This window comes from Marinactinospora endophytica, assembly GCF_054780875.1.
This window is the reverse complement of record NZ_BAAGVM010000003.1, coordinates 449,039-470,278: the sequence shown is the minus strand read 5'-3', so window position 1 is coordinate 470,278 and position 21,240 is coordinate 449,039. Positions and strand designations below refer to the sequence as shown.

Sequence of the window (21,240 nt, the reverse complement as noted above, 5' to 3'; positions counted from 1 at the left end):
TCTGCGCGGGAGGGACGTGCCCTTCCCGCGCAGACCGCATGCGGCGTGGGGCGTCGGCCTCAGGCCGACGCCCCGTGGCGCCGGAGTTCAGCGCACTTCGTGCAGGTCCAAAAGATCGACCCGGACGTAGCGCCCGCCGGCCAGCGAACCGATGACGGTCCGCAGCGCCTTGGCGGTACGACCGTTGCGGCCGATCACCTTCCCGAGGTCGTCGGGGTGGACCCGGACTTCGAGCACCTTGCCCTTGCGGAGCCGTTTGGCCCGAACCTGGACGTCGTCGGGGTTCTCGACGATCCCCTTGACGAGGTGCTCAAGCGCCTCTTCCAGCACGTTACGCCTCGCCCTCGGACTTCTCCGCGGTGTTCTCGGCCGGCTTCTCCTCGGCCTTGTCGGCCTTCTTGCCCTTGGTCTTGGGCTCGTTCCCGGGCAGGACGAGCTCCTTCAGGGCGGCCTGGAAGGCGGCCTCGTTGGCCTCCTTGTCCTTCGGCTCGGCAACCTTGAGGGGAGCCGGAGCCGGCAGGCCCTTGAACTTCTGCCAGTCGCCGGTGCGCTTGAGGATGTGCTTCACCGGGTCGGTCGGCTGCGCCCCCTGGGAGAGCCAGTACTGCACCCGCTCGGAGTTCACCTCGATGAGGCTCGGCTCCTCCTTCGGGTGGTACTTGCCGATCTCGTCGATCGCCTTGCCGTCACGCTTGGTACGGGCGTCGGCAACGACGATGCGGTACTGCGGCGTACGGATCTTCCCCATACGCTTGAGCTTGATCTTGACAGCCACTGGTGCGGTCTTCTCCTGAATAAGGCGTGGTCGCCCGGCGTTGAGCCACGTGGGGTTGTGACACGCCACCGAGCCTGACGTGAGCGCGCGGATGAGTAGAGGGCAGACCCGGCGCGCCGTTAGTCGACAATCAATTGTGCCAGACGATCCGACAACGGAGTTCCGCGGGCGCGCCGGGCGGGGGCCCGGACACGACGGTGCCCGGGCGGGGATCGCGGTGACGGCCGGGGTCCCCGCCCGTCACGTCACTTCTTCGGAAGCTTGAAATCGGAGAGGTCGGGGATCCGGCCGCCGCCGAATCCCGGCGGAAGCTGCGGGGATCCCCCGCCCAGGCCCGGGGGCAGCTGCGGCGGGGTGTCGTTCCCCTCTTCCTGACGGCGCTGGCGCTCGGCGGCCTTCGCGGCCTCCTGCTCCTTGGCCTTCATCGGGTTGCCGCTGCGCTGGCGCCCCTTCTTGCCCTTCTTGCCCGCGGCCTTGGCCCCCTTCTTGCGGCCGCCTCCCATGCCGGGCATCCCCGGCATACCGGGAAGACCGCCGTTCTTCATCTGGCGCAGCATCTTCTGCGCTTCGAAGAACCTGGTGACCAGGCCGTTGACGTCGCTGACCTGGGTGCCCGAGCCGTTGGCGATGCGCAGCCGGCGCGAACCGTTGATGATCTTGGGGTTGGCGCGCTCGGCCGGGGTCATGGACCGGATGATCGCGGCGATGCGATCGAGGTCCTTGTCGTCGACGTTGTTGATCTGGTCACGCATCTGCCCCATGCCGGGCATCATCCCGAGCAGGTTGCCGATGGGACCGAGGCGACGGATCATCATCATCTGCTGGAGGAAGTCCTCCAGCGTGAAGTCGTCGTCAGAGGCGATGGTGCTCGCCATCTTCTCGACTTCGGCCTCGTCGAACGTGCGCTGCGCCTGCTCGATCAGGGTGAGCACGTCACCCATGTCGAGGATGCGCGAGGCCATCCGGTCGGGGTGGAAGAGGTCGAAGTCCTCGAGCTTCTCACCGGTCGAGGCGAACATGATCGGCCGGCCGGTGATGTGGCGGATGGACAGCGCCGCACCACCACGGGCGTCACCGTCGAGCTTGGTCAGCGCGACCGCGTCGTAGCCGACACCGTCGAGGAACGCCTGGGCGGTGTTGACCGCGTCCTGGCCGATCATGGCGTCGACGACGAAGAGGATCTCGTCGGGGCTGACCGCGTCGCGGATGTCGGCGGCCTGCTGCATCATCTCGGTGTCGACGCCCAGTCGGCCGGCGGTGTCGATGATGACGATGTTGTGGTTGTTGCGCTGGGCGTGGGCGATGGAGTCGCGCGCGACCTCGACCGGATCGCCGACGCCGTTGCCGGGCTGGGGCGCGTAGACCGGAACCCCGGCCCGCTGCCCCATGACCTGGAGCTGGGTGACCGCGTTGGGACGCTGGAGGTCGGCGGCGACGAGCAGCGGCGTGTTGCGCTGGGCCGCCAGCCACTTGGCGAGCTTTCCGGCGAGCGTGGTCTTACCCGCGCCCTGGAGGCCGGCGAGCATGATGACGGTCGGCGGGTTCTTCGCGAACCTGATCTCGCGGGTCTGGCCGCCGAGGATCTCGATGAGTTCCTCGTTGACGATCTTGATGACCTGCTGGGCCGGGTTGAGCGCCTTGGAGACCTCTTCGCCGCGCGCGCGTTCCTTGATCTGCGCGATGAACTCACGCACGACGGGCAGCGCGACATCGGCCTCGAGCAGTGCGAGGCGGATCTCACGCGCGGTCGCGTTGATGTCCTCCTCGGACAGGCGCCCTTTTCCGCGCAGCGAGGAGAAGACCGATGTGAGCCGGTCGGAAAGCGTCTCGAACACGAGTGTGTCCCGTCCTTCGTCTCGGGATTGGCTTCCTAGGGTACCCGGACAGCGGGTCAGTTGCCGGACGGGCTTGCGCTGGCCTCCGGGCTCTGCCCGGCGCCGCCGTCGACCTTGGCCAGCGTGGCCTCACGCTGATCCTTGAGCTTGGCGGGGAGTTCCTCCGCCGCCGAGCCGCTGAGCGCCCGGGTGGACAGCAACGCCTCGCCCTCGATCTCGTAGCTCTGCGGGTTGGCGCTGGGGGCCAGGGCGTAGTCGACGCCACAGGACAGGTCGACGGTTCCGCCGGCCTCCAGCGCGGCGCTGTCGTTGCACTTCTTCTCGCCGAGTTCGGCGTTGTTCATGGTGGCGTCCATGCGCACCAGAACGGTTCCCGAGTCGCTGTCGGACATGTCGGTGACGGTGCCGCTGACCGAGCAGGCGCCGCCGGTCTCGCAGTCGAGGCTCAGTTCCCCCTCCCACTGGACGATCAGCCGGGAGTCGCGAGCGCTCGTGAGGTCGTCCTCGGTGAGGGCGATGAGGTCGTCGTAGAACGTCTCCAGGTCGGCCTGATCGGGCTGGGAGAGGTTGAAGGCGGTGCGGATGGCCGGCGCCTCGCCCTCCGTCGGGGCGAGGTCGGTGATCTCCATGCGCAGCAGGTCGTGCGGCGCCTCCTTGTCGAGCCACATCTTGCCGTTGGCGAGGTCGATCCGGTAGACGGGGTTGCCGTCGAGCTTCTCCTCGGTGGCGGTCCCCCCGTCGGGGGCCTGGGCGCGCAGGATCTCGGCCAGCTCGGCCGGGGCCAGCACGGTCTGCGGGTCGATTCCCAGCACCTCGGGCCTGACCTGCACCCAGTGCTCGGCGTAGCTGTCGGAGTCGGGGTTGTCGTACAGCGACTGGGTGAGCCAGTAGGAGTCGTCGGCCGACAGGAACATCCGCCCGTCGACCTGGGTGACCTGCACCTCGGTGCCGTCGACGTCCACCGTCCCCGAGGTGGCGCCCGAGTCGGCGACGAGCAGCGTGCTCTCACGCGGTTGGCCGTCGGAGTCGGCGAACTGTCCCTGCAGGCGCACGGCAGGGGCCTCGGCCAACTGGTCGAGCGCCGATTCCAGCAATGGGGCGGCCTCCACCGGCGTGGGCGAGGGGGACGCCTCCTCCTCGGCCCCCGGCCGCCAGTGGCTCAGATCGATCGCGCACCCAGCGGCGCCGAACGTGAGGGCGGCCGCGGCGGCCACGGTGACGAACGGGCCGCGCGGTCGCTGCCTGGTGGTTTCTGCCGGCGCCATCATGCCTCCTGGCCCCTGCCAAGGGGTACGGGATGTAGTCGATAACGGGGACGCATCGGACGGCGCCTCGGTCCGGGACGGACTGGCGAGGGCCTTGCGCGCACTCCGGGCGTCCAGGAATGTACCCCACCATGAGAGGTGGAGCCTTGCTGTTGACGTCCAAGAGTAGCGAATGGTGACGTAATGCCCGGTGAATCGCGACTCTCCCTCCGTGGCGGCCCATAGGGTGGGCGGCAGCGCGCGACCGGGTGGAGGTGCGGGTGGGAGGAGGCCGCAACGTGGAGCGCTGCACCGACTGCGGATCGTTCGGCGTCACCGAGCGCCTGCTCAGGCCCACGGGGGAACGGGTGTGGACGTGCCCCGAGTGCGACGCGCTGTGGCGGGAGGGGGACGACCGTTCGGCCACGTCGTTCATGCAGGCCCCCGACTATTTGGCCGCGGCCGGCCTGGGACCGGAGGATGTGGCCGTGACACGCTCGCCCACGCCGTTGCCCGCTCTGCCCGAGGCGTGGTCGGGGGTGCCGTTGACGCCGTTGCAGGAGGCGTGGCTGGCGCTGCGCCGGATCGTCGCCGAGGGCAGGCTCAGCGCGCTGGGCGTCGGCGACCGCGCGGGTGAGGCCCGAGACGTCGTGGGACCGTGGGACGCGACCGCCGCGCCCCTCAACGCCGCCCAGGTGATCCCCGCCGAGGAGGCGCCGGTGCGGTTGCGGCTGTCGGGAGGCGTCGTGGTGGAACTACTGGTGGACGTGACCGAGGGGCGGTTGGAACTGCCCGGTGTGCTCGACGAGGGCCCGGGGCCGGACCTGACGGCCCTGTCGCGCGCGGACGTCGAATCGGTGCTGCGCCAGGCCGGCGCGCGGACCCGGCCGCGTCGCGAAGGCATCGCGTTCGAGACCGGGCGTTTCGCGGGTGAGCTGGACTTCCAGGGGGATCGGCTCGGCGCGGTCCGGGTGCGCGCGGCCGGATGACCCCCGCCGGTCGGGGACGCGGACGGGTCCGGGCCGGCGCGGGAACCCCGCGCCGGCCCGGTTCACCCCCATCGCAGTGATGGTGTGGTCAGCGGAATCAACGTCGAGACCGCTAGAGCCGCACCTGCTGTGAGGGCACCTCCTCGCCCGGAGGCGTCGGCGAGGAGAGTTCGATGTGGTCGAGGTCGTCGAAGGCGTAGGCCGTCTCGGAGTGCAGCTCGTGGTCGAGGCCGTTGGTCTCGACGTGCTCGGGGATCCGGAAGCCCATGACCAGGTCGATGACCTTGGCGATGACCCAGGTGACCGCGAAGGAGTAGACGAGGACCGCGAAGACGCCGAGCGCCTGGAGACCCAGCAGCGAGATCGAGCCGCCGTAGAGCAGTCCCTCGACCTCGCCGCCGGAGGCCAGCGAGGAGGCGAGCAGACCGATGGCGAGCGAGCCGATGATGCCGCCGACCAGGTGGATGCCGACCACGTCGAGCGCGTCGTCGTACTTGAACTTGTACTTCCAGCTGATGGCGTAGGCGCAGACGGCACCGGCGATCAGGCCCAGGATGACGGAGCCGACCGGGGTGAGCGTGCTCGCGGCCGGGGTGATGGCGACCAGGCCGGCGACCGCGCCCGAGGCGAAGCCCAAGGCCGTGACCTTGCCGTAGCGGATGCGCTCGACGAGCATCCAGGCGCCGGTGGCGGCCGCCGTGGCGACCTGGGTGTTGACCAGGGCGAGGGCGGCGGTGCCGTCGGCGGCCAGGCCCGATCCCGCGTTGAACCCGAACCAGCCGAACCACAGCAGCGCGGCGCCCAGCAGGACGAACGGCAGGTTGTGGGGGCGCATCGACTCCGAGCCGAAGCCCTTGCGGCGGCCGAGGACGAGCGTGAGGGCGAGCGCGGCGGCGCCGGCGTTGATGTGGACCGCTGTTCCACCGGCGAAGTCGATGACGCCCAGGCCGAAGATCCAGCCGTCGGCCGACCAGACCCAGTGGGCGACCGGGAAGTACACGATCAGCGCCCAGATCGGGACGAACAGCAGCCAGGCACCGAACTTCGCGCGGTCGGCGATCGCGCCGCTGATCAGGGCGACGGTGATGACGGCGAACATCATCTGGAAGCCGGCGAACACCAGGTCGGGCAGACCGTCGGTGTCGGTGCCGATCAGCGAGGTCAGACCGACCGTGTCGAGTCCGCCGATGAAGGGGGCGAGCGGACCGGACCCCGACCCGAAGGTCAGGGAGTAGCCGACGAGCACCCACAGCACGCTGACGATCGCGATGCTCGTGAAGCTCATCAACATCATGTTCAACACGCTCTTGGCGCGGGCCATGCCACCGTAGAAGAAGGCCAGGCCGGGCGTCATGAGCATCACCAGCGCGGCGCTTACCAGCACCCACGCGGTGTTGCCGCTGTCGATCATGTCGCCTCCGTAGTCGGTGCGGGGGAGTGGACGTGCGTGTCGGGGTGGGCGGTCCGCGCGGGCGCGTCATCGGGCTCGACGGCGATGACCACGACCGACAGCCTCCCGACGGTGTGTTTCCCGTCGTCTGCGCGGTTGTTGCGCCCGTGTAAAGACATCGCCGCGGGTGTTACGGCGGGGTGAATCGCCCGCCCATAGGGCACATCGGGCGGCCTTTGGCGCGCATCCCCGGAAAACGGCGACGGCCCCTCACCCGGTCGGGTGAGGGGCCGTCGCGGAAACGGCGCGGGCTCAGGCGCCGTTCCCGGTGCCATCGGAACCGAGGATCGCGTCGACGAAGCCCTCCGGATCGAAGGGGGCGAGGTCGTCGGGCCCCTCGCCGAGCCCGACGAGCTTGACCGGCACCCCCAGCTCGCGCTGGACCTGGATGATGATGCCGCCCTTGGCGGTGCCGTCGAGCTTGGTCAAGACGATGCCGGTGATGTTGACGACCTCGGCGAAGACCCGGGCCTGGCGCAGGCCGTTCTGTCCGGTCGTGGCGTCGAGCACCAGCAGGACCTCGTCCACCTGGGACTTCTTCTCGACGACGCGCTTGACCTTGCCCAGCTCGTCCATCAACCCGGTCTTGGTGTGCAGACGGCCCGCGGTGTCGATGATGACGACGTCGGCCTGGTCCTCGACCCCCCTGGCGACCGCGTCGAAGGCGACGCTGGCGGGGTCGGCTCCCTCGTCCTTGCGTACGACGGGCGCGCCGACCCGGCTCCCCCACGTTTCGAGCTGGTCGGCCGCCGCGGCGCGGAAGGTGTCGGCCGCGCCGAGCACGACGCTGCGCCCGTCGCCCACGAGCACGCGGGCGAGCTTTCCGGACGTGGTGGTCTTGCCGGTGCCGTTGACGCCGACGACCATGATGACCGCCGGCCGGTCGCCGTGGGGACCGGTTCGGACGGCGCGGTCGAGTTCGGGGTTGATCTGCGCGAGAAGCTCCTCGCGCAACAGCGCGCGCAGTTCCTCGGGGGTCCGGGTGCCCTGCACCTTGACCTTGGTGCGCAGGCTCGACACGATCTGGGCCGCCGAGGTGACACCGACGTCGGCGGTGATGAGGGTGTCCTCGATCTCGTCCCAGGTGTCGTCGTCGAGCCGGTCACTGGACAGGAGGCCGAGCAGCCCCTGACCGAACACGTTCTGGGAGCGCGCGAGTCGGGCGCGCAGGCGCACCAGCCGGCCGGCGGAGGGCGGCGGGATCTCGATCTCGGGAGCCGGCGGCGGAACGACCGGCGGCTCCTCGACAGCGGTCGCTCCGGCGGGTTCCGTGGTCTCCTCCGGCTCGGCGACCGCCGTTCCCGTGGCACCGCGCTGCGCGCTCTCCTCGGTACGGGGCTGCTCCTGCGGGGGCTGTGGCCTGCGGGGCCTGATCAGGAACGCGCCGCCGACCACCAACAGGGCGACGACGAAGATGACAACGGCAACGATCGTGTAGTCCATAACCCGTCCAGTCTCGCAGAAGAGCGGCACCGGGACGCGCCGCACCGCCCACGGCGCGGTTCTCGGCCCCGTTGCTAGGCGACGCGGTCGCGGGTGGCGCGCAGCACCATGACGAAGAACGGCGCCCCGATGAAGGCCGTGACGACCCCCAGGGGCAGCTCGGCCGGGGCCAGGAGGGTGCGCGCGACGATGTCGGCGAGGACCAGGAAGGCGGCGCCGACGAGCAGTGACATCGGGAGCAGGGCGTGGTGGCCGCTGCCCACCAACCGGCGCACCAGGTGGGGCACGACGATCCCGACGAAGCCGATCAGGCCGCTGACCGACACGGCCGCCGCCGTCGCCAGCGACGCCGCGGAGATCACCAACAGCCGGACCAGCGCGGGGTTCAACCCGAGGCTGGCCGCCTTGTCGTCACCGAGCGCGAGCAGGTCGAGCAGGGGTGCGCAGCACAGCAGCACCACGGTGGCGACGATGGCATAGGGGGCGATGAGCCTCAGATCCTCCCATCCGCCCCGGCCCAGGCCCCCCATGATCCAGGAGTAGACGCGCCGCAGGTCCTCGGTGCGCGTCATCTGAAGCAGGGACTGCACCGCTGAGAGGAAGGAGGAGACGGCCACCCCCGAGAGCACCAGGGCCGCGGTGCCCCCGCGGCCGGCCAGGCTCCCCAGGACATAGGCCCCGATCACCCCGAGAAGGGCTCCCACGAAAGCGGCGAGCGGGATCAGCCGCAGGGGGCCCAGGGAGAGCCCGGGCGCGTGGAGGATGACAAGGGTCGCTCCCACCCCGGCCCCGCTGGCCGCCCCCAACAGGTAGGGGTCGGCCAGCGGGTTGCGGAACACGCCCTGGTAACCGGCGCCGGCGAGCGCCAGCAGCCCCCCGACGGCCGCGCCGAGGAGTACCCGGGGCAGCCGCAGCTCCGTCAGTACGGCACTCTGGCGCGGGGTGAGCGGGGACTCGATCCCCAGTGGGAGACGGCTGAGCAGGTCCAGGGCCGCCGCCCAGGGCGGGATGCCCGCGGCCCCCACGGCGGCGCCGCACAGCACCGCCGTGACGAGCGCTCCCACCCCGGCGAGCAGCCAGGGCCACGCCGGGCGGATGTGGCGCAATGCCTACTGCTCCGCCGTTGCCGCCACGACGGCGCCGGCCACGTCCTCGGCGAAGTTGGCCACCCTCGGCCCCCACCGGGAGGCGATGTCGGCGTCCAGCTCCACGACGTCCCCCTCCTGAACCGCCGTGATCTGGTCGAACGCGGGCCGTTCGGCAAGGGCGTCGATGTTGCCCTGGCCACCCGGGTAGCTCAGGAAGATCAGGTCGGGGTCCTGCTCGACGATGAACTCCGCGGACAACTGCGGGTAGCCGCCGGCGGTGTCCTCGGTCTCGTCGGCGATGTTGCGCAGCCCGAACAGCGAGTAGACCTGGCCGACGAAGGTGTCGGAGGTGACGCTGTACATGCCGGTGTCGAGCTCGTGGTAGTAGCTGAGCTCGACGTCACCGATGGCCTCCTCGGTTTCGGAGACGACCTTCTCGATCCGCGTCTGCACCTCGTCGGCCGCCTCGTCGGCCTGCTGGGCGTGGCCGGTGACCTCGCCGAGCAGCCGCATCTGGGCGTAGGTGTCGTCCAGTGTCTCGGCGGCGGGCAGCACCAGGACCGGGATGTGGATCTTCTCCAGCTGGGCGGCGGCGTCCTCGGCGTCACGGGCCAGGATGACCAGGTCCGGTTCGTGGCCGCTGATGGCCTCGACGCTGGGGGTGAAACCGGACAGGTCGGTGGTGGGAGCCTCCTCCGGATAGTTGGAGTACTCGTCTGCGGCGACGACCTGTTCGCCGGCGCCGATCTCGAACAGCATCTCGGTGGTGCTGGGGGACAGCGAGACGATCCGTTCGGGTGCCGTGTCGAAGGTGACCTCGCCTCGGGCGTCGGTGACGGTCACCGGGAAGCCCTCGGCCGCGGAGGGGCTGGACTCGGGAGAGGGGGAGGATGAGGTCTGGCCCGAGCAGCCGGTGAGGGCGAGAACGGCCAGCAGCGGCACGGCCGCCAGTCTGCGTGCGATGCGCACGGGACTCCTTTACGGGAACGCGGGGAAGTTCGGAGCCCGGTCGGACGGACTGCCCTTCCCACGAGGACAGTGGACGCCTGCGTCCGCGCGAGGCGACCTGGCTCGCGTCCCTCCCCTACGGGGACGGACGTCACAGTTGCGGGACAGCGCCGGATTCTCACCGGACTTCGCTCGCGCGGCGCGGTCGACCCGCGCGGCGTGTGCTGCGCCGTCGCGGGCCCGACCGTCCAACTCTACCCGTTTCGCCTGATAATGGGCGCGATGGTCATCCGGCCCTGCGGTCGAGCTTCTGACTGATGACCTGGGAGATCCCGTCGCCCTGCATGGTGACGCCGTAGAGCGCGTCGGCGGCCTCCATCGTGCGTTTCTGGTGGGTGATGACGATGAGCTGGGAGGTCGAGCGCAGCTCCTCGAAGATCACCAGGAGGCGCTGGAGGTTGATGTCGTCCAGCGCCGCCTCGACCTCGTCCATGACGTAGAAGGGTGAGGGACGCGCCTTGAAGATCGCGGCGAGGAACGCCACGGCCGTCAGCGAGCGTTCGCCACCCGATAGCAGCGACAGGCGTTTGACCTTCTTGCCCGGCGGGCGGGCCTCGACCTCGACCCCCGTGGTCAGCATGTCGTCGGGGTCGGTCAGGATGAGACGCCCCTCACCACCGGGGAAGAGGCGTCCGAAGATCCCGGCGAACTCGCGTTCGACGTCGGCGTAGGCCGAGGCGAACACCTCCTGGACCCGGTCGTCCACCTCCTTGACCACCGTCAGCAGGTCACGCCGGGTCTTCTTCAGGTCCTCCAGCTGTGTGGTGAGGAAGGCGTGCCGCTCCTCCAGCGCCGCGAACTCCTCCAGCGCGAGAGGGTTGATCTTGCCGAGCTGGTTGAGCTGGCGCTCCGCGGTCCGGGCGCGCTTCTCCTGCACCTCGCGCACGAAGGGGATCGCGACGTCCTCGCCCGGCGCCGCGTCGGGCGGCGGCGGGATCGGCACCCGCGGCCCGTACTCGGCGATGAGGACGTCGACCTCGACCCCGTACTCCTCGACCGCCCTGGTCTCCAGCTGTTCGAGTCGCAGTCGACGTTCGGCTCGGGCCACCTCGCTGCCGTGCACGACGTTGAGGAGCTTCTCCAACTCGACGGAGAGCTCGCGCACCCGGGCGCGCACCGTCTTGAGTTCGGCGTCGCGGGCGGCGCGGGCGTCCTCGGCCTCGCGGCGCTCGCCGTCGGCCGCGACCAGCGAGACGGCGATGCGCCGCAGCGCCTCGGCCGCCGCGTCGGCGACGGCGCTGGCCACGGCGGACTGGCGCCGCCGCAGTTCGCGGCGGCGCGCGGCGCGTTCGCGGGCGCGCCGCTCCTCGGCCGCGGCGCGCAGCACCCCCTCGGCGCGTCCCGCGATGGAGCGGGCGCGTTCCTCTGCCGTGCGCACGGCCAGGCGCGCCTCCATCTCCTCGGAGCGGGCGTGTGCCGCGTTGTCGGCGAGCTCGTCGCGCAGCGCGGTGTCGGGCTCCTCGTCGTCGAACGGCTCGGCCTCGGCATCGGCCAGTCGCTGCGCCAGTTCCTCCAGGCGCTCCAGGTCGCTCTCGCGTCCCCGGGCGGCCTTCTCGGCGGCGGCGACGTAACGCTCGGCCTCGACTTCGGCGGCCCGGGCCTGCCCGCCCAGCTTGCCGACCTGCCGGGCGACCTCGCTGCGCTGCCTGTCGGCGTCGCGGCGGCGAGCCGCGATGTCGGCGACGGTCGCCGCGGCGGCGGCGCGTTCCCGCTCGGCCGCCTCAAGCTCGGCGGCGGCCCGCTCGCATCCCGCCGCGGCCTCCTCAAGGAGTTCGGCGGCCTCGTCGACGGCCGCCTGGACCTCCAGGAGGCTGGGAACGGCGGAGGAACCGCCGTGGACGAACACCGCGCCGAAGACGTCACCGTCGGGGGTGACCGCGCGCAGTTCGCAGCGCTGCGCCACCAGGAGCCGAGCCGTCGCGGCGTCCTTGGCCAACACCACGCGGTCCAGCAGGGTGGTCACCGCGGCCCGCAGCTCGGCGGGCGGCTGGACGGCGTCGACGGCGTAGCGCGCCCCATCGGGCAGGTCCGGCCACTGCGCGCGCGGCGGCGCGCCCTCCGCCGCGGCGCCGATGACGATCCCGGCCCGTCCGGCGTCATCGGTCTTGAGCAGGTCGAGGGCGTGGGCGGCGGTGTCGGCCGCCTCGACCGCCACCGCGTCGGAGGCCGAGCCCAGCGCGGCGGCGACCGCGGTCTCGGCTCCCGGTTCCACCTGGAGCAGCGCGGCCAGGGAGCCCAGCACCCCGGGCAGGCGTTCACCCGCCGCGAGCAGGGCCGCGGCCCCGTCCTTGCGGCTGAGCCCCATTTCCAGGGCCTCCTTGCGGGCGGCGAGTGCGGCCCGCTCGCGCTCGGCGGCGCGCTCGGCGGCGCGGGCCGCGCTCAACCGCGCCTCGGCGTCGGCCAGCACGCGCCCGGCCTCCTCCTGGGCGGCGTCGAGTTCGCCGTCGCCCAGCTCCAGCCCTTCGGCGTCGGCCCGGATCTCCTCGTACTCGGCGCGCGCGGCCTCGGCCCGCTCCCCCGCCTCGGCCGCCGCCTCGCGCAGCCGCTCGACCTCGGCCTCGCTGGCGGCCAGCCGGCTGCGCAGGGCCTCGACCTGGCCGCGCAGGCGCGCCAGCCCTTCGCGGCGGTCGGCGGCGGCCCGGGAGGCGGCGGTGAGGCGCCGTTCCTCGGCCTTGAGCGCGTCCTCGGCCGCGGCGCGCGTGGCGACGGCGACCTCCAGGTCGGCGCGGGCGTCCTCCAGCCGCTCGGCGAGCTCCTCCTCCTGGGCGCGGACCTGTTCGGCCTCGGCCTCCAGCTCCTCGGGGTCGCGGCCCCGGCGTTCCTCGATGGTGTCGCCGGAGAGGTGGCGGTGCCGCTCGGCGGCCAGCCCGGCCACGGCGTCCAGCCGCTCCTTGAGCCGCGACAGCCCGTGGTAGGTCTCCTGGGCCTGGGCGAGCAGGGGCGCCGCGGCGGTCGCGGCGGCGTCGAGCTCGGCCTCGCGCGCCTGCGCAGCGGCGAGCGCCTTCTCCGCCGCGGCGCGGCGCTCGCGCACGGCCGTCTCGTCGGCCTCCTCCTTGCGCAGCGCCTCGCGCAACGTGACGATGTCGTCGGCGAGGAGGCGCAGGCGCGCGTCGCGCAGCTCGGCCTGGATGACCGCGGCGCGACGAGCGAGTTCGGCCTGGCGGCCGAGTGGTTTGAGCTGGCGGCGCAGCTCCGCGGTGAGGTCGGTGACGCGGTCGAGGTTGCCCTGCATCGCGTCGAGCTTGCGGAGGGCCTTCTCCTTGCGCTTGCGGTGCTTGAGGATGCCCGCGGCCTCCTCGATCAGGGCGCGGCGCTCCTCGGGCCCCGCGTGCAGCACCGTGTCGAGCTGCCCCTGGCCCACGATGACGTGCATCTCGCGGCCGATGCCGGAGTCGCTGAGCAGGTCCTGGATGTCGAGGAGGCGGCAGGTGTCGCCGTTGATGGCGTACTCGGAGCCGCCGTTGCGAAACAGGGTCCGCCGGATCGTGACCTCGGTGTAGTCGATGGGCAGGGCCCCGTCGCTGTTGTCGATCGTGAGGCTGACCTCGGCCCGACCCAGCGGCGCGCGCGAGGAGGTGCCCGCGAAGATGACGTCCTCCATCTTGCCGCCACGCAGCGACTTGGCGCCCTGCTCCCCCATGACCCAGGCCAGGGCGTCGACGACGTTGGACTTGCCCGATCCGTTGGGGCCGACCACACAGGTGATGCCGGGTTCGAAGCGCAGCGTGGTCGCCGAGGCGAACGACTTGAACCCGCGCAGTGTGAGGTTCTTCAGGTACACGGCGCGGTCTCCCTCCTCCACTCGCGACTTCCCTGGTAAGGGTGCCACGAACTGGGAGGACTCGGTGCCGCATCACCGATCGGGTGGGGCGAGCGCCACGCGATGCCCCCCGGCGGGGCGGGAGGAGGGTAAGGGGCGGCGGGGCGGACGGCTCCACGTGTGTGACCCTGTGGAGCCGTTTCCGCGGGATCTCCGAGGATTGCCGGAAAAGATCTTGGGGTAAATCCCCGGTGAATCCGATCGAAACGTCAGGCGGGAAGGAGTGCTTTTCCTTCACCGGCCGCTCAGGGACGCCGAAAAGTTCCCGGGGGCGTCCCTTGCAGGTGTTCTCGTCAGTAGCGCGGGTGAACGCCGGAGACGTCAGGCCAGAGCCGGCTCGCGATCGGCCGTCGCCCTGACCGAGACGTCAGTGGCAGCAGCCGAGAGCTGGTCGTTTTGGGCCTGGAGCCGGCCGACCTCGTCCTCAAGGTCGCGTACCCGCTTCTGCAGACGCCGCATCTCCTGAACCATGCGAGGATCAGGACCTCCGACGTGGCCGAACAGAGCCTTCGCCATGATGTGGGTCCTCCACATTGAGTGACCAGACACGGATCAACGCACGTGGATCCGCGAGACCAACGGCCGGGACTTCATGGCCGTGTCGCGGTCAGAAAGGCGTGCGGTTTGCCTTCCAGAGTCTCACCGCGTGAGGCGCTGGTCAAGATTTGGACGGAATACAAAGTAACTGTCAGTAACCGGGCAGGTCACAGCGCACGGTTCGTGTATCGGGTACCCCCGGGGGTCTCCCCCGTCGCACCGCCCCGGTTGAAACCCCCGCCGGAGCGATGGCCCGATGCCCATCGGGTGGCAGCCGCGAACCGCGTCGCCTTACTAGCATACTCACCGTTCCACGAAACCGGAGAAGGAACCCGTGGAATTCGTCCAGCGTTGCCCGACCGAATCCACCCGACCAGGCGTGGCGCCGCTTTTCAGACGCGCGAGCAATTCCTCACACCGGTCCCGCGGCCCTTCGGCGACCACCTCGACCCGACCGTCGTCGAGGTTGGTGGCCGCCCCCGCGAGTCCGAGCTCCAACGCCCTGGAGCGCACCCACCAGCGGAATCCGACCCCTTGGACGTGACCGCGCACCCACGCGGTCAACCGGACCTCCTGCGCCGTCATCGCCGTTCTCCCTCCTGGACGGAAAAGACCCCGGTCCGCTCGCCGCTCAGGGGCGCGCCTCGCGTGGCGCGCGCTGACACGTGGGACAGCTGAACGACGACCGGTTCATGAACTCCTCGCGCCGGATCGAGGTGGCGCACCGCTCGCACGGCAGCCCGCGCCGCCCATAGGCCTTGAGCCCCCGGGAGAAGTACCCGCTTTCGCCGTTGACGTTGACATAGAGGCTGTCGAAGGAGGTCCCGCCCTCGGCCAGCGCGTCGCGCATGACGTCACGCACGTCGGCCAGCAACCCTTCCACCTGGGAACGGCGCAGGGTCTCGGTGGGGCGCGCCCAGTGCAGTCGCGCGCGCCACAGCGCCTCGTCGGCGTAGATGTTGCCCACGCCGCTGATCAGCGACTGGTCCAGCAGCGCCCGCTTGATCCCGGTGCGTCTACGGCGCAACGCCGCGATGAAGACGTCGTCGTCGAAGGCGGGATCGAGGGGATCGCGCGCGATGTGGCCGATGACGGAGGGCAGTCCCACTCCCGCCTCGTCGGGGACGAGGTGGTCCACCATGAGGTGACCGAACGTCCGCTGGTCGACGAAGCGCAGTTCACGCTCGCTGTGGGCCAGCGGCAGGCGTACCCGCAGGTGGCGCTCTGCCGGAAGGTGCGGTGGCTGCACGAGGAGCTGGCCGCTCATGCCCAGGTGGGCCAGCAGCGCGTCCCCCGAGTCCAGCGGCAGCCACAGGTACTTGCCGCGCCGACACACTTCGGTGACCTTATGCCCGGCCAATCGCCCCACGAAGTCAGCGGGGCCGAGCACATGGCGGCGCACCGCGCGCGGGTGCAGAACGGCCACCTCACCGATCGTGTGACCGGCGACCCAGTGCTCCAGACCGCGCCGGACGACTTCCACCTCGGGCAGCTCGGGCACGGCTCAGTCCTCGTCCGACCCGCCGGCGCGGCGGATCGCCTTCCACGCGGACTCCGCGGCCTGCTGCTCGGCCTCCTTCTTACTGCGTCCCTCGCCCATGCCGTAGCTCTGGCCGGCCACGCGCACCGTGGCCCGGAACGTCTTCTGGTGGTCGGGGCCGCTCTCCTCGACGTGGTACTCGGGAACGCCGAGCAGTTCGGCCGCCGTGAGCTCCTGCAACGAGGTCTTCCAGTCCAGTCCGGCGCCCAGCCCCGAGGCCCGCGCGATCAGCGGGTCGAACAGGCGGTGCACCAGCCTCGACGCCTCGTCCAGCCCCCGGTCGAGGTAGACCGCGCCGATGATGGCCTCCAGGGTGTCGGCCAGGATCGAGGACTTGTCCCGCCCCCCGGTGCCCTCCTCGCCCCGGCCCAACCGGATGTAGCGGCCGATCCCCAGCTCACGGGCCACGTCGGCGAGGGCGCGCATGTTGACCACGGCGGCGCGCAGCTTGGCGAGCTGTCCCTCGGGCAGGTCGGGGTGGCCGCGAAAGAGCGTGTCGGTGACGACCAGGCCCAGCACGGAGTCGCCCAGGAACTCCAGGCGCTCGTTGGTGGGCAGGCCGCCCTTCTCGTAGGCGTAGGACCGGTGGGTGAGCGCGCGGGCCAGGACCTTGGGATCGACCTCGACCCCGATCGCGCGGTGGAACTCGCGGGTCTCGGCCGCGGACAACTGGGTGGCCACTCGGCGTTCACGTCCCTTCCTGCCGCGCGGCACCACGCCGCGCCGGCGTCCGGCGGCCCCGTCGGGCGCGCCCGGATCTGATACGGCTGCGCTTGTGTCGGGCCGGCGGAGGACGCTCGAGAGCGAGGTGAGCGTCGCGGAGGACACGCCTCCCCGGCGGCCACCACGGCCTCGGGATGTTCCCGTCTCCGGTCCGATTGGGGGACCAAGGACGAAAGGCGGGCCCGGAATCCGGACCCGCCTCGCCTGCGTCAGGACGCCGGAGTGACGACCTGCCGGTTGTTGTAGGTGCCGCACGTCGGGCAGGCGACGTGCGGAAGCTTCGGGTCACGGCAGCGCGGGCAGTTGACCAGCACCGGGCGCGACGCCTTCCACTGGGAACGGCGGGTGCGGGTGTTGCTCCGCGACATCTTCCGCTTCGGGACGGCCACTTCAATCCTCCTGGGTCACCCCCGCGCTCGGGGGAGCTCACTTTCCTGGGTCATCCCCACGCCTGTGGGGAACCACCTTGCTCCTTCGGCCCGGTCCCCATCGGGGCGGGGCTCCCCCGCCTACGCGGGGCTCGCCGTCCGGTCCGGGAGCTCGGACTCATTGGTCGTCGGGCCGCTCGCCCAACTTCCGTAGCGACTCCCAACGGGGGTCGATGCGATCGCCGTGACCGTGATCAGGGCCGGCGTCCGCGAGTTTCACGCCGCATTCGACGCACAGGCCGGGGCAGTCCTCCCGGCAGAGCGGCGAGAGGGGCAGCGCGAGCACGATCGCGTCGCGGACCACCGGTTCGAGGTCGATCAGGTCGCCCTCAAGATAGTAGTCCTCATCCTCGGACTCCGCGTCCGCCTCCGTCCCGGCGATGCCGTTGTCATCGTCGGAGGGGTAGTGGTAGAGCTCCTGGAACTCCACCTCGATCTCCTCGGCGAGGGGGTCGAGGCAGCGCGCGCACTCGCCCTCGGTCCGCGCCCGTACCCCGCCCGTGACGAGGACGCCCTCCATGACCGCCTCGAGCCGAAGGTCCAACTCGATGTCGGAACCCTCGGGCACGGTGGTCATCCCGGTCGCGAGCGCGCCGGGAGCGGGAACGATGCGCTTGTCCGTGCGCATCGAGCCGGGCTGACGCCCCAGCGGCCGGGTGTCGACCACGAAAGGGGCGCGGGAATCTAGACGAGACAGAGTGATCGCGCTTTCACTGGGACATCCCCGCTGGCGGGGAGGGCGGATACGGGACCGACGGTGACCGACGGCCGCTCGACCGGGCCACGGGCACAGTCGAGGTCTGAGTTTAGCGACAGGAGGAGGTCCGACCCAAATCAGCGCCTGTCGCGGTACTTGATCCGCAGCCGCTCCTCGACGTAGGGCGTGACCAGGCTGGAGACGTCGCCGCCGTACTGGGCGATCTCGCGCACGAGGCTGGAACTGAGGAAGGAGTACTGCGGGTTGGCCGTCATGAACAGCGTCTCCACCCCGGAGAGCTGGTAGTTCATCTGGGCGATCTGGAGCTCGTAGTCGAAGTCGCTGACCGAACGCAGGCTGCGCACGATCGCCGAGACGTTGTTCTCCCGGCAGAAGTCGACGAGCAGGCCGTCGAACTTGGCGGTGCGGACGTTGTCGAAGTCCTTGGTGGACTCCTCCAGCATCTCCAGTTTCTCGTCGACGGTGAACAGGCCGCGCTTGCTCACGTTGGTGAGGACGGCCGCGATCACCTCGTCGTTCTGCCGGGCGGCGCGACCGATGATGTCGATGTGTCCATTGGTGACCGGATCGAAGGATCCGGGGCAGACGACACGGCGCACGTGGACCAATCCTCTCTGGTGACTGGCAATGGTCCGCGAGCCACCTGCCGGCAATTGTGCCGAAACGGTCAGCCCTGGCCGGGGAGACTCGCGGCGCGACCGTACCAAAGCGCGGCCTCGCCATAACGACGCACCCGGCCCGGTTCGTACCCCTCCGGCCAGTGCGGGCCGTTCCCGCGGCTCGCCCGTTCCACGACGAGCAGCGCGTCGGGGGCCAGCCAGCCGTGGTCGCGCAACGCGCGCAGCACGTCGGCGATCTCGGCGTCGGTGACGGCGTAGGGAGGGTCGGCGACGACGAGGTCGTAGCGTTCCCCCGCCGGTCCCTGGGCCAGCGCCCGTTCCACCCGGTCGGTGACCAGCCGCGCGCCGGTCAGCCCCAGCTCGGCGATGTTGCGGCGGATCACGGCGGAGGCGCGCCGATCGGCCTCGACCAGCAGGGCGTGCCGCGCGCCGCGCGACAGCGCCTCCAGGCCGATGGCACCGGATCCGGCGTACAGGTCGAGGACCGCCACCCCCGTGAACGAGCCGAGCTCCGACAACACGGAGGCGAACAGCCCCTCACGGGCGCGATCGCTGGTGGGACGGGTGGTGCGACCTTCGGGGACGGCGATCCTGCGGCCGCCCGCGGTGCCGGCGATGATGCGGGTCATGTCGGGACGAAGACTCCTCTAAGACGGGAACACGGTGGTCTCGGGCCGGACGGGCCGACCGGGGGGCGGGACGGTGACGGCCGCCCGGTCGGCCGGGTCAGGCCTTCTCCAGGTACTCGGCGCGTTCCTCGGTCAGCAGCTCGGCCAGGGCCGTGGCCAGTGGCGGGTGCGACCGTAGTTCCGGGTCGGCCTCGACGAAGGCGGTGGCCTCCTCCCGCGCCTGGCCGATGAGCTCACGGTCGCGCAACAGGGTGAGCATGCGCAACGAGGAACGCCGGCCGGACTGGGCATCCCCGAGAACGTCACCCTCGTGACGCTGTTCGAGGTCGACCTCCGACAGCGCGAACCCGTCGGTGGTGGCGGCGACCGCGGCGAGCCGCTCACGCGCGGGCGTCCCCTCCTCGGCGTCGGTGACGAGCAGGCACAGCCCCGGCAGGCCGCCGCGTCCGACCCGGCCGCGGAGCTGGTGGAGCTGGGAGACGCCGAAGCGGTCGGCGTCCATGATCGCCATGACCGTGGCGTTGGGGACGTCGACCCCGACCTCGATGACCGTGGTCGCGACGAGCACGTCGATCTTGCCGGCCGCGAAACCACGCATGACCGCGTCCTTGTCCTCGGGGGCCAGCCGGCCGTGCAACGCCTGGACCTCCAGGTCGGCGAGCGGCCCTTCGGCGAGCTCGGTGACCAGGTCCAGGACGGCCAGGGGCGGGCGGCGGACCGCGTCGCCCTCGCCGGCGTCCCCCTCCGGGGAAGGAACGGGGACCTCGGCGTCCTCGTCGCCGCCACCGATGCGCGGGCACACCACGTAGGCCTGTCGCCCCTGGGCGACCTCCTCGCGGATCCGTTCCCAGGCACGGGACAGGTAGTGCGGTTTGTCACGGGCCGGGACGAGATGGGTGGCGACCGGCGCGCGGCCGTCCGGCAGCTGCCTCAGGGCCACCACGTCGAGGTCGCCATAGACCGTCATCGCCACGGTGCGCGGAATGGGCGTGGCGGTCATGACGAGGACGTGCGGACGCCCGTCGGTCGCCTTCTCGCGCAGCGCGTCGCGCTGTTCCACGCCGAAGCGATGCTGTTCGTCGATGACGATCAGCGCCAGGTCGGCGAAGGAGACGTGCTCCTGGAGCAGCGCGTGGGTGCCCACGACGATTCCGGCGGCCCCCGAGGCCGCCTCCAACAGCGCCTCGCGCCGCGCCGCGGCCCCTTGGGACCCGGTGAGCAGGGCGATCCGCGTGGCGTGCTCGGCCCCGTCGATCTGCCCGGCCCGGGCGAGCGGGCCGAGCATGGCGCTGATGGAGCGGTGGTGCTGCTGGGCGAGCACCTCGGTGGGGGCCAGCAGGACGGCCTGTCCACCGGCGTCGACGGCCTGGAGCATCGCCCGCAACGCCACCAGGGTCTTGCCCGCGCCGACGTCGCCCTGCAACAGCCGGTGCATGGGATGGGGGGAGGCGAGGTCGGCGGCGATGACATCCCCCACCTCGCGCTGCCCCTGGGTCAGGGTGAAGGGCAGCGCGGCGTCGAAGGCGTCGAGCAGTCCTCCCGCACGCCTGGGCCGGGGACGGGCGGCCTGGGAGCGGGCGTCGCGGCGCCGGGAGGCGAGCGCGACCTGGAGCACGAACGCCTCGTCCCACTTCAGTCGCTTGCGTGCGCGCGCGATATCGGCGTGCGAGGCGGGCCGGTGGATGAGTTCGTAGGCCTCGCGCAGGCCGATGAGGCCGTGGGCGGAGCGCACCGAGGGGGGCAAGGGGTCGGCGACCTCGTCGAGCTGGTCGAGGACGATCCCCGCACACTGGGCGATCTTCCACGAGGCGAGGTCGGACGAGGCGGCGTAGACCGGGATGATCTCCTCGGCGAACGCCTTGGCCTGGTCCTCGGCGCTGTTCTCGGCGTCGGCGGCGAAGAGCTGGTACTCGGGATGGGCGAGCTGCCGCTGGCCCCGATAGCTGGAGACCTTGCCCGCGAACAGGCCGCGACGGCCCGGAACGAGTTCGCGTTCGCGCCACTGCTGGTTGAAGAAGGTGAGGGTGAGCTTGCCGCGGCCGTCGGTGACGACGACCTCCAGGATGCCGCCGCGGCGGTTGCGCATCCGGCGCGTCCCCACCCGCGCGATCTCGGCCATGACGGTGACCTGCTCGCCCTCGGCCAGCCCGGCCAGATCGGTCAGCTCGCCCCGGGTCGCATACCGACGCGGGTAGTGGCGCAACAGGTCGCCGACCGTGTGCAGGTCCAGGGCGGTGGCGAGTTTCTTCGCGGTGCGGTCGCCGAGCGTCTTACGCAGCGGCTCGTCCGTATCCATCACTGGGACCTCCCCCGACGCCTGCGACCGGACCCGTGTGCATCCTAGCCGCGCCCTCTGTCGTGACCAGGGCGGAGCCGGACGGGTCTATACTGGG

General features: G+C 71.2%; 19 protein-coding genes and 1 riboswitch. Of the genes, 1 reads left to right on the top strand and 18 read right to left on the bottom strand.

Annotated elements, in window-relative coordinates; all coding sequences use genetic code 11:
• Positions 1–87 precede the first annotated feature (87 nt).
• The 4 genes from ACYVHU_RS08730 to ACYVHU_RS08715 form a co-directional block, all read right to left on the bottom strand.
• Positions 88–330 carry an RNA-binding protein gene (locus tag ACYVHU_RS08730; protein ID WP_078762774.1) on the bottom strand — a complete coding sequence of 81 codons (243 nt, stop codon included), beginning with the start codon at positions 328–330 and terminating at the stop codon, positions 88–90.
• A gap of 1 nt (position 331) precedes the next feature.
• Complete coding sequence (gene rpsP / locus ACYVHU_RS08725) at positions 332–775, bottom strand: 30S ribosomal protein S16 (protein ID WP_078762773.1); 444 nt, start codon at positions 773–775, stop codon at positions 332–334.
• 245 nt (positions 776–1,020) lie between these two features.
• Positions 1,021–2,610, bottom strand: coding sequence for a signal recognition particle protein (ffh, locus tag ACYVHU_RS08720; protein WP_078762772.1), 1,590 nt, complete (start codon positions 2,608–2,610; stop codon positions 1,021–1,023).
• 56 nt (positions 2,611–2,666) lie between these two features.
• On the bottom strand, positions 2,667–3,875 hold the full coding sequence (locus ACYVHU_RS08715; RefSeq protein WP_078762842.1) for a LolA-like protein: 1,209 nt from the start codon (positions 3,873–3,875) through the stop codon (positions 2,667–2,669).
• Between the two features lie 278 nt (positions 3,876–4,153).
• On the opposite strand from ACYVHU_RS08715, the gene ACYVHU_RS08710 reads away from it, so the two are divergent.
• The gene (locus tag ACYVHU_RS08710; RefSeq protein ID WP_078762771.1) at positions 4,154–4,843 is read left to right on the top strand and encodes a hypothetical protein; all 690 of its coding nucleotides are present in this window, start codon (positions 4,154–4,156) and stop codon (positions 4,841–4,843) included.
• A gap of 112 nt (positions 4,844–4,955) precedes the next feature.
• On the opposite strand, the gene ACYVHU_RS08705 is transcribed toward ACYVHU_RS08710, so the two are convergent.
• The 14 genes from ACYVHU_RS08705 to recG all read right to left on the bottom strand — a co-directional run bounded on the left by ACYVHU_RS08705 (position 4,956) and on the right by recG (position 21,143).
• On the bottom strand, positions 4,956–6,254 hold the full coding sequence (locus ACYVHU_RS08705) for an ammonium transporter (protein ID WP_078762770.1): 1,299 nt from the start codon (positions 6,252–6,254) through the stop codon (positions 4,956–4,958).
• 291 nt (positions 6,255–6,545) lie between these two features.
• Complete coding sequence (gene ftsY / locus ACYVHU_RS08700) at positions 6,546–7,736, bottom strand: signal recognition particle-docking protein FtsY (protein WP_078762769.1); 1,191 nt, start codon at positions 7,734–7,736, stop codon at positions 6,546–6,548.
• Between the two features lie 74 nt (positions 7,737–7,810).
• The gene (locus ACYVHU_RS08695; protein ID WP_498948054.1) at positions 7,811–8,842 is read right to left on the bottom strand and encodes a FecCD family ABC transporter permease; all 1,032 of its coding nucleotides are present in this window, start codon (positions 8,840–8,842) and stop codon (positions 7,811–7,813) included.
• A 3-nt stretch (positions 8,843–8,845) separates the two neighbouring features.
• A complete protein-coding gene (locus tag ACYVHU_RS08690; RefSeq protein ID WP_498948053.1) occupies positions 8,846–9,793 on the bottom strand; it encodes an ABC transporter substrate-binding protein in 948 nt (315 codons plus the stop codon).
• A gap of 96 nt (positions 9,794–9,889) precedes the next feature.
• Positions 9,890–9,958: riboswitch (cobalamin riboswitch) on the bottom strand.
• A 100-nt stretch (positions 9,959–10,058) separates the two neighbouring features.
• Positions 10,059–13,613, bottom strand: coding sequence for a coiled-coil domain-containing protein (smc, locus tag ACYVHU_RS08685; RefSeq protein ID WP_498948051.1), 3,555 nt, complete (start codon positions 13,611–13,613; stop codon positions 10,059–10,061).
• Between the two features lie 360 nt (positions 13,614–13,973).
• Complete coding sequence (locus tag ACYVHU_RS08680) at positions 13,974–14,168, bottom strand: hypothetical protein (protein WP_078762840.1); 195 nt, start codon at positions 14,166–14,168, stop codon at positions 13,974–13,976.
• A gap of 324 nt (positions 14,169–14,492) precedes the next feature.
• The gene (locus ACYVHU_RS08675) at positions 14,493–14,774 is read right to left on the bottom strand and encodes an acylphosphatase (RefSeq protein ID WP_078762766.1); all 282 of its coding nucleotides are present in this window, start codon (positions 14,772–14,774) and stop codon (positions 14,493–14,495) included.
• A gap of 46 nt (positions 14,775–14,820) precedes the next feature.
• Positions 14,821–15,690 carry a bifunctional DNA-formamidopyrimidine glycosylase/DNA-(apurinic or apyrimidinic site) lyase gene (gene mutM, locus ACYVHU_RS08670; RefSeq protein WP_078762765.1) on the bottom strand — a complete coding sequence of 290 codons (870 nt, stop codon included), beginning with the start codon at positions 15,688–15,690 and terminating at the stop codon, positions 14,821–14,823.
• A gap of 3 nt (positions 15,691–15,693) precedes the next feature.
• Positions 15,694–16,410 (bottom strand): ribonuclease III, encoded by a 717-nt coding sequence (gene rnc / locus ACYVHU_RS08665; protein WP_078762764.1) that lies wholly within the window; start codon positions 16,408–16,410, stop codon positions 15,694–15,696.
• Between the two features lie 251 nt (positions 16,411–16,661).
• A complete protein-coding gene (gene rpmF, locus ACYVHU_RS08660; RefSeq protein WP_078762763.1) occupies positions 16,662–16,841 on the bottom strand; it encodes a 50S ribosomal protein L32 in 180 nt (59 codons plus the stop codon).
• Between the two features lie 157 nt (positions 16,842–16,998).
• Complete coding sequence (locus ACYVHU_RS08655) at positions 16,999–17,547, bottom strand: YceD family protein (RefSeq protein WP_235001055.1); 549 nt, start codon at positions 17,545–17,547, stop codon at positions 16,999–17,001.
• Positions 17,548–17,714: 167 nt separating this feature from the next.
• Positions 17,715–18,197: a pantetheine-phosphate adenylyltransferase gene (gene coaD / locus ACYVHU_RS08650; protein ID WP_078762762.1), complete on the bottom strand. Its 483-nt coding sequence runs from the start codon at positions 18,195–18,197 to the stop codon at positions 17,715–17,717.
• A gap of 68 nt (positions 18,198–18,265) precedes the next feature.
• Positions 18,266–18,847 carry a 16S rRNA (guanine(966)-N(2))-methyltransferase RsmD gene (gene rsmD, locus ACYVHU_RS08645; protein ID WP_078762761.1) on the bottom strand — a complete coding sequence of 194 codons (582 nt, stop codon included), beginning with the start codon at positions 18,845–18,847 and terminating at the stop codon, positions 18,266–18,268.
• A 97-nt stretch (positions 18,848–18,944) separates the two neighbouring features.
• Positions 18,945–21,143: an ATP-dependent DNA helicase RecG gene (gene recG, locus ACYVHU_RS08640; RefSeq protein WP_078762760.1), complete on the bottom strand. Its 2,199-nt coding sequence runs from the start codon at positions 21,141–21,143 to the stop codon at positions 18,945–18,947.
• Positions 21,144–21,240 lie beyond the last annotated feature (97 nt).

What these genes read in the sequence shown, in the direction of transcription:
- ACYVHU_RS08715 (WP_078762842.1), bottom strand. Translation starts at nt 3,875, where the DNA reads ATGGCGCCGGCAGAAACCACCAGGCAGCGACCGCGCGGCCCGTTCGTC.
- ACYVHU_RS08705 (WP_078762770.1), bottom strand. Translation starts at nt 6,254, where the DNA reads ATGATCGACAGCGGCAACACCGCGTGGGTGCTGGTAAGCGCCGCGCTG.
- ftsY (WP_078762769.1), bottom strand. Translation starts at nt 7,736, where the DNA reads ATGGACTACACGATCGTTGCCGTTGTCATCTTCGTCGTCGCCCTGTTG.
- ACYVHU_RS08680 (WP_078762840.1), bottom strand. Translation starts at nt 14,168, where the DNA reads ATGGCGAAGGCTCTGTTCGGCCACGTCGGAGGTCCTGATCCTCGCATG.
- ACYVHU_RS08675 (WP_078762766.1), bottom strand. Translation starts at nt 14,774, where the DNA reads ATGACGGCGCAGGAGGTCCGGTTGACCGCGTGGGTGCGCGGTCACGTC.
- rsmD (WP_078762761.1), bottom strand. Translation starts at nt 18,847, where the DNA reads ATGACCCGCATCATCGCCGGCACCGCGGGCGGCCGCAGGATCGCCGTC.
- recG (WP_078762760.1), bottom strand. Translation starts at nt 21,143, where the DNA reads ATGGATACGGACGAGCCGCTGCGTAAGACGCTCGGCGACCGCACCGCG.